This is a genomic window from Arthrobacter globiformis (assembly GCF_003261175.1).
GTDB classification, from domain to species: domain Bacteria; phylum Actinomycetota; class Actinomycetes; order Actinomycetales; family Micrococcaceae; genus Arthrobacter; species Arthrobacter globiformis_A.
In genome coordinates, this window is record NZ_QLNP01000032.1 from 1 (window position 1) to 7,143 (window position 7,143).

At 57.6% G+C, this 7,143-nt stretch carries 5 protein-coding genes; 1 reads left to right on the forward strand and 4 read right to left on the reverse strand.

What is annotated here, in order from left to right; translation table 11 throughout:
* From DBZ45_RS02595 to DBZ45_RS02610, 4 genes are all read right to left on the reverse strand, one after another.
* Positions 1-819, reverse strand: an 819-nt coding sequence (locus DBZ45_RS02595) for an FAD-dependent oxidoreductase (protein WP_190242975.1), incomplete at its 3' end; no start/stop codon positions are given.
* 207 nt (positions 820-1,026) lie between these two features.
* Positions 1,027-2,181, reverse strand: a complete 1,155-nt coding sequence (locus tag DBZ45_RS02600; protein ID WP_223256886.1) for a substrate-binding domain-containing protein — start codon at positions 2,179-2,181, stop codon at positions 1,027-1,029.
* A gap of 89 nt (positions 2,182-2,270) precedes the next feature.
* Positions 2,271-3,251: an ABC transporter permease gene (locus DBZ45_RS02605; RefSeq protein WP_223256887.1), complete on the reverse strand. Its 981-nt coding sequence runs from the start codon at positions 3,249-3,251 to the stop codon at positions 2,271-2,273.
* Positions 3,248-4,852 carry a sugar ABC transporter ATP-binding protein gene (locus tag DBZ45_RS02610; protein WP_111902419.1) on the reverse strand — a complete coding sequence of 535 codons (1,605 nt, stop codon included), beginning with the start codon at positions 4,850-4,852 and terminating at the stop codon, positions 3,248-3,250. Before DBZ45_RS02610 ends, DBZ45_RS02605 begins: the two co-directional genes overlap by 4 nt.
* Positions 4,853-6,324: 1,472 nt before the next feature.
* Between DBZ45_RS02610 and DBZ45_RS22575 the strand changes: the two genes are divergently transcribed.
* On the forward strand, positions 6,325-7,143 hold an 819-nt coding region (locus DBZ45_RS22575), incomplete at its 3' end, for an FAD-dependent oxidoreductase (protein ID WP_190242976.1).

Consider the following 7,143-nt stretch of genomic DNA (forward strand, 5'->3'; position numbering starts at 1 on the left):
CGCGACAATGACTACCGATGCGGCCTGGAAGTGCTCTACACCGTTTTGGATGTACACCGCTCCCGTGGCGATGCCCTTGTCGTTCACCACGACCTGCGAAACCCGGGCATTCGTCACGATCTTAGCGCCAGCCTTCATCGCCTCCGGCAACACAGTGATATCTACAGAGCCTTTCGCGCCAGCCGGACAGCCAAGTCGGCAAATGCCCAGCCGAGCACACTGAGCTTGGTTCCGGTGCGGCAATGACGGGATCGCCGAGTAGCCGGGCCACCAGTGCCATCCCAGCTTGTTCATACCCATGGCCATCGTCCGACCGGTCATGTTGATCGGATGGGCGGGGAGCGGCGGCGGCGCGGTGTTGGGATAGGCGGGGTTCCCTCCCATCCCGGATACACCGAAGTCAAGGTCATTAAGCTCAAAATAGGGCAGCAGATCTTCGTAGCTAATAGGCCAATCATCTGATAGTCCGTCGAAGGTCCGAACCCGGAAATCTGACGGCAGTGGCCGGCTCCAGACAGCTGCGAAGGCGACGGTTCCACCGCCTACCCCGTTGTACATGTAAACCGCTTGTTCCGAGTCCGAGACGTCGATCGGGTAGTCCTCGCGTCGGCCTCGGACATTTGGGTCGGGATTCCATTTCCGGCTTCCCAGAATTTCGTACTCCGGCTGCAGTCCAGGGAACTTCCCGGCATCGGTCCAATCGCCCTGCTCAAGAACGGTCACGCTAAAGCCGGCCTGTGAAAGGTGCTTCGCGGCAACGGATCCCGAGGCTCCTGCCCCGACAATCAGCACGTCCACGGCGTCAACGGACTTTTGCATTGTCAACCTCCTCTTGAGCTCCATCGCCCATAGGTCTTCGGAACAAGCAGAAAGCTTGTGTCCCGTTTGCTTTTCTGTAGCCTATATGCGTCAACGCAGTATGTGCATAAGCGCAGCATATGTTGCAGCAGGGGATCGCAGTTCACTCCTGCCTTTCTAGAACCCCGGGCCGGGAAACTAGTAACCTCCCGGCCCGGGACTAGGAGATCAGCGGCAGGCGTTTCCGGCCTGCTCGCAGGCGTCCGAAACCTCTTGGGGGGGGTCTGTCTTCCAAACCTCCCCGTATGCCTCCAGGAGGTTGGACTGCATGACCGCAAGGGACTTTACGCCCACCCAAGCGGGAGGCTTCTTGCCGATCAGCGCATTGACCATGGCCATTGCTTCAGCTACACCTTGGTCATAGGGCCGCTGGGCACCAAGACCTTTAAGGGGTCCACCACTGGCGAGTTCCAGGGCTGATTCCAAACCTAGGTCGATTGTTGTGACAGGAATATTGATTCCCTGCGCGCGCATCGCTGACAAAGTGTCCATGGCCGGCGCATCCCACACGACGAACAGTCCCCTGACGTCAGGGTTGGCAGTTAGAAAGTCACCGGCTGTCTGAGAGACCTTGGATGTGTCAGTGAAGGTAGTTTTCTTCACCTTGATGTCGGGCCTGTTCTTTGCGAGCCAGTCGGTGACCCCCAGAGTACGCTGGTTCGTCACGAAAAAGTCGACTCCGAAGTCAACAATCCCGACTGTTCCATCCTTGGGGATCTGCGCCGCCAGGATTTCTGCTGCGATTTGCCCGTTACCCTGGCTGTCTGCCGAGATCATCGAGGAGTAATCCGCAGGATGCTTGAGCCCTTCAGGGACGTTGTCCATAAAGACCAATTTGATGCCAGCGGCCTGAACTTTTTTGAACGCGGGCGCCATCGCCGTGTTGTCAACAGGGATACTGATGATCCCGTCAGGCTTTTGCTGAATCGTGTTCTCCAGGTCGGAGGTCTGCTTGTCGACCTTGTATTCAGCAGCAGTTGTGCTCTTGATCTTTACACCGTACTTATTGAACGTGTCTGTTATTCCCTTAATCTGCAGCTTTGACCAGTCAAGGTTGAGCGTATGCATGACGAGGCCGACCTCAAAGTTTCCCGCCCGGACTTTGTCGGCCTCCGCTGGGGTAAGGGCCAGATCGTCAATGGTGGCCGCTGGGTCGCCATCGGGCCCAACGCCAATTATTTCGCTTGGTCCGAGAGTGGCGGCGTCGAGAGCCGCAACTGGTGAACCGGCACCTGCAGTGGTCCCAGACCCGCTCGAACAACCCGTGGTGATCAGCAGCCCTGTCACCGCGAGGAGTGCCAACCGGGATTGATGTTTGCTCATTTTCCAACTCTCCATTGTGTTGTGATTGCGTGCGCGTCCAGGGCAGCGGTTAACCGCGCTAGGTGGAACTCTTACTGGTGGTGGGGTTCTTACTTCTTGGAGAAGGCCACGGCTGCAATGATGATCACGCCTTTGATGACGACCTGGAGCGCGGAGCTTACTCCGGTAAGTACCAGTCCGTTATTCAGGACGCCGATGATGAGGCTTCCGAGCAGCGTTCCGACGATCAGACCTCGGCCGCCGAACAGGCTGCTGCCGCCGAGAATGACGGCCGCGATCACGTCCAGCTCCAGGCCTTGGGCGACATCAGGTCGGGCAGCGTGAGAGCGAGCTGTCAGGACAAGGGCTGCCAAGCCGGCGAGGGCGCCGGTAAGGACAAAGGAAATCGTCGTAGTCCGTTTGACGTTGATGCCCGAATAACGCGCCGCCGAGGCGTTGCCCCCGGTGGCATATACCCGACGGCCAAAGGTTGATCCGTGGAGCAGCACTGCGCCGATTGCGAAGATCAGGACAGTCCATAGGACAGGCACGGGTACTCCCGCAAAGTAGCCCTCGCCGAACACGTCCCAGTACTCCTGATTTGTAATGAGGACGGGTTTAGTGTCGGTGACGATGAGTGCAATCCCACGTGCAATGCCAAGCATTCCCAGCGTAACGAGGAACGATGGTATGGCCAGGTGAGTTGTGAGAGTGCCGTTGATCAGTCCGACAATCCCGCCGGTTGCAATCCCGACTACAGCCCCCAGGACCCAGTTATTGCTGATGTGCTGCATGGCTAGCGCAGCGGTCATGCCCGACAGAGCAAGTGTCGACGCAACCGAGAGGTCGATTTGCCCGGTAACGATCACAAATGTCATTCCTACCGCGATAATCGACACCAAGGCAGTCTGACGACCAATGTTGAGGAAATTGTCCACCGAAAAGAAGACCGGCGAGGCTGCGCTGAAGACCACCAGCAACAATGCAAAGGCAATGTACAGCAGGTAGGGTCGGTCGCCGGACAGAAGGACCGTCGATGCTCTCTTGAACCCGTTTTCAGGTGGCATTGTCGATGTTAATGTTTGGCTCACGAGAGTTCCTTTGAGAATGAGTGGGACTGTTGGATCAAACGATGGAGCTCTTCTTCCCCGATCAATTCCGAGCGGTTAACAGTTGTGACTACTCGCCCGTCCGCAACGATGGATATTCGATCGCAGAGGATCATCAGTTCCAAGAGGTCCGAGGATGCGACAAGGACGGCTGACCCCGATCGCGCGATATCACGGACCACGCCATAGATCTCTTCACGGGCGCCGACGTCGACACCCACTGTTGGTTCGTCAAGGAGTAACAGCTTGGGCACAGGAGGAAACCACTTGGCAAAGACGACCTTCTGCTGGTTTCCTCCGGAGAGATTTTTGACGCGGACCGACGAAGCCGGCGCCTTCACAGACAGAGTCTGCATAGCGAGGTTGGCTTGCGCCTTCGAAGCTTTACGTAGGAACCAGCCGTACCTTGTTAGGCCTTTGAGCCGCGGCAGCGCCAGGTTCTGCTCGATGGTCTGGTCCAGAATCAAGCCTTCTTCGTGGCGATCTTCTGGAGCCAAGGCAATGCCTTTGGCGATGGCTTCGTAGGGGGACTTGATGCTGACTTCTTTGCCGTCCATAGACATCGTGCCAGCTTTAATCTTGCGCAGTCCGAAGACCGTTTCGAGAATTTCTGTCCTTCCACTGCCTATGCTGCCGGCTAAACCGTGTATTTCACCTTCCCTAACCTCGAGATCTACGCCCCGCAGACGGTCATTGCTGACCGCTTTCAGCTGAAAGATCGGAGAAGAGCTGGAGCTAACTCCGTTCCCGTGTCCCGGCTGGGACAAGGTGTTATCGGAGGCGACCGCAGTCTTGAGGCCGTTGTGGTTGGGGCCCACGATTTCCGCAACCAGCTTGTCCATGTCGACATCTTTTGTGAGCATTGTGGCGGCATTGCGGCCGTCTCGGAGGATCGTCACCCGGTGCGATATGCGGAAAACCTCCTTCAATCGGTGGGTAACGTAAATGACTCCCACGCCTCGGGCCGTGACTCGTTCAACAGCGCTAAACAGAATTTCCTCTTCGCCAGACGTCAGGGCGGAAGTCGGTTCATCCAGAACGAGAACTCTGACGTCACCGATAAGTGCCTTCGAGATTTCCGTCATCTGGCGGTAGGCGAATGGGAGGTCACTGACCCGGGCTTTCGAGTCGAGTGGAAAACCGTAGGAATCCAGGAACTCGTCCGCATCGCGAAGTAGCTTGCGCCTGTTGACCAGTCCCAAACGGTTACGCGGCTCCCGCCCTAGAAACAAGTTGGCAGCGACGGAAAGCGAGGGAATGAGGCTCAATTCTTGGTAGACTACGGCGAGGCCTGCTGCTCGCGATTCGGCTGGGGATTTGAAGCTGTGCTCACGACCAGCGATCTCAATTGAGCCACCGTCAGCCGTCATCGCCCCCGCAATAATCTTGATGAGCGTGGACTTACCAGCTCCATTCTCACCAAGCAACGCATTAACTTCGCCTGCGTTTACTTCTAAGTCGATTCCTTTCAGGGCATGAACTCCGCCAAATTTCTTGGAAACCTGGGTCACTTTGATCAGGGTCTCATCGCGGCCTTTCACAGCGACCGCCCCGACGTGGTTGTGCCCGGCCTCCAGTGTCATGGCTTGGTGCCTATTCGGCTCACATAAGTCGGCCGTAAGAACTTCCCGTTGAATTGTTGCATGTTAACCTCCTTGGGCACCGTTGCCCGCCGTCAAGGATGAGAGATGCACTACCACCCTCAGAGTCTTATCAGCAGTGCATATGACGCAGTAACGAAGCGTATGTTGCACTAAGGCTAGGTTGCGATTTTGCGCCTGTCAACGATGGTCTTCGAAAGAAATGGGCGCACATTGGTTATGAAACCGACCTGCTACAGGCCTATTCCCCTACTTTTGGAGCATTCCAGAGCCCCGATGGACCGTCGTAAAGCCGCTCTGAGCTGGCCGTGTCCTGTGGATCTCAGCCCGCCCATCCGAGCGGTATTTCTGAGATGCCCAATCGGGATCGCTGCTCCGGCATCAGTCGCGGATGACTACCATCGGGTCGGGGTCCTGGTTACTGGGTAGGTCCTGGGGTGTGTTGAGGGGCGGCGCCGCAAGAGGGTTGGGGCCGACTCTTCGCCCTGCCCCTGACCTGGCGGCCGGGCGTCCAGGCCGTCGCGATTGACTGATTCCCCGTGCGAACAAGGCACCGATAACCGCGATAGCGTCAACCTATGCCTTGGACCGGGACGTGGGATTGCTTGGCGGGCACCAATGGTGGGAGCCTCCGTTCGCCCAATAAGCGGCACCTGGGTTTGGATTCCGCGCAAGGGAACCCTTCTGCCTCGCACGAAAACGCATCGTCCGCCCTGTCGGCAGAGGCTTCCTCCCACCACCAGCTCCCCGGGCCGGCCGGATCCGGGCAATTCCGGCCGTGGACGCTGCATAGGCGTAAAAGCGGCAATTGGGCTGAAACGTCGCCTCGGATTCAAAGTCGTCTGGCCGATCCGGAGTGCGTCGAGGCGTCTGCAAGAACGAACAGAACCTGTGAGGCTTGAAGCCTGTTCCTAAAACCCCGAAGAGCCTACGACTGGCCAGTAGTTAGTGGCGGCCTTCTAAGTAGTGGAGATCCTGTTAATCCCGTCAATGTTGAAGTTGGTTCCCCAACCCTTCGGCCACGGAGTCCTGAATGAACCAGCGGCCGCAGCCGGCACTGGATCAACCCTCGGGTCGTCAAACGACGGACGTCAGCAGCCCGTTAGTGGCCATGAAATTTGCCCGGTCCGCCTTGGCTGCAGAACCGGCAACACGCGATTGGATAAGTTCTCTCGTATCTCAAGGGAACTGGACTGACAGGGAGTCCTGCACGGACTCGGTAATTAGAGTGACCCTTGATTGGGCGTCGACATCGCCGGCCTCCTTGCTACGTCTGCTTCCCCTGCGATTACGTACCCCCGCCTGGCCCCACATGACCCATCAAGGCGTTGACAGTGATTAGCCCCTTGCATACCATAGTGCGAAATACGCTGCGACCCTGCACATATTGCAGTTTCGCTTTTAGAAGAATCTTTAACGTAGAAATGGGCGATGAAGCCCGCAGGAGGCAAAGGGTGCGAAAAACCAGCGACGCCGTGGACGTACTAATTGTTGGTGCAGGAGCTTCAGGTTCCGTGGCTGCCAAACATCTCGCAGAGGAGGGCTACTCCGTCACCGTACTTGAGCAGGGCGATTGGGTTAGTCAAGGAGATCTTCCCGGCCTGCGGCCAGAATACGAACTGCTTGGCACGAAAAAGTGGCACCCGGACCCAAACGTTCGCGGACGCATCGAAGATTACCCAATCGACGTCAGCGAATCGAGTGCCCAAATAGGCATGTTCAATGGTGTTGGAGGGTCCACTATCCTCTACGCCTCATGCTGGTGTCGTGCGCTGCCGTCCGACTTTCGAGTGCGGACGCTTGACGGGGTCGCCGATGACTGGCCACTCAGTTACGAAGAATTGGCCCCGTATTACGCCGCCGTGGAGTATGACCTGGGAGTTTCTGGCCATCCGGGTAATCCTGCATATCCGCCTGGATATAACCCTCCGCTTCCGGCTCATCCCATCAACGCGTCCGGGCGGACGCTGGCGAAGGGTATGAACAAGCTGGGATGGCACTGGTGGCCCGGCTACAACTCAATCCCATCTCGCGATCACCACAACATGAAGCAGTGTCAGCGCTTGGGGGTCTGCATGATCGGCTGCCCCGCTGGCGCGAAAGCATCCGTCGACGTGGCATTGTTGCCGGATGCCCTCAAACACGGGGCTAAGATCGTGACGAATGCCCGGGTTTCGCAGGTCGTGGTGAACGACAAGGGCATCGCCACGGGAGCGGTGTACATCCAAAACGGTGTAGAGCACTTCCAGGCCGCATCGGTAGTCATTGTCGCG

What these genes read in the sequence shown, in the direction of transcription:
- DBZ45_RS02600 (WP_223256886.1), bottom strand. Translation starts at nt 2,181, where the DNA reads ATGAGCAAACATCAATCCCGGTTGGCACTCCTCGCGGTGACAGGGCTG.
- DBZ45_RS02610 (WP_111902419.1), bottom strand. Translation starts at nt 4,852, where the DNA reads ATGACACTGGAGGCCGGGCACAACCACGTCGGGGCGGTCGCTGTGAAA.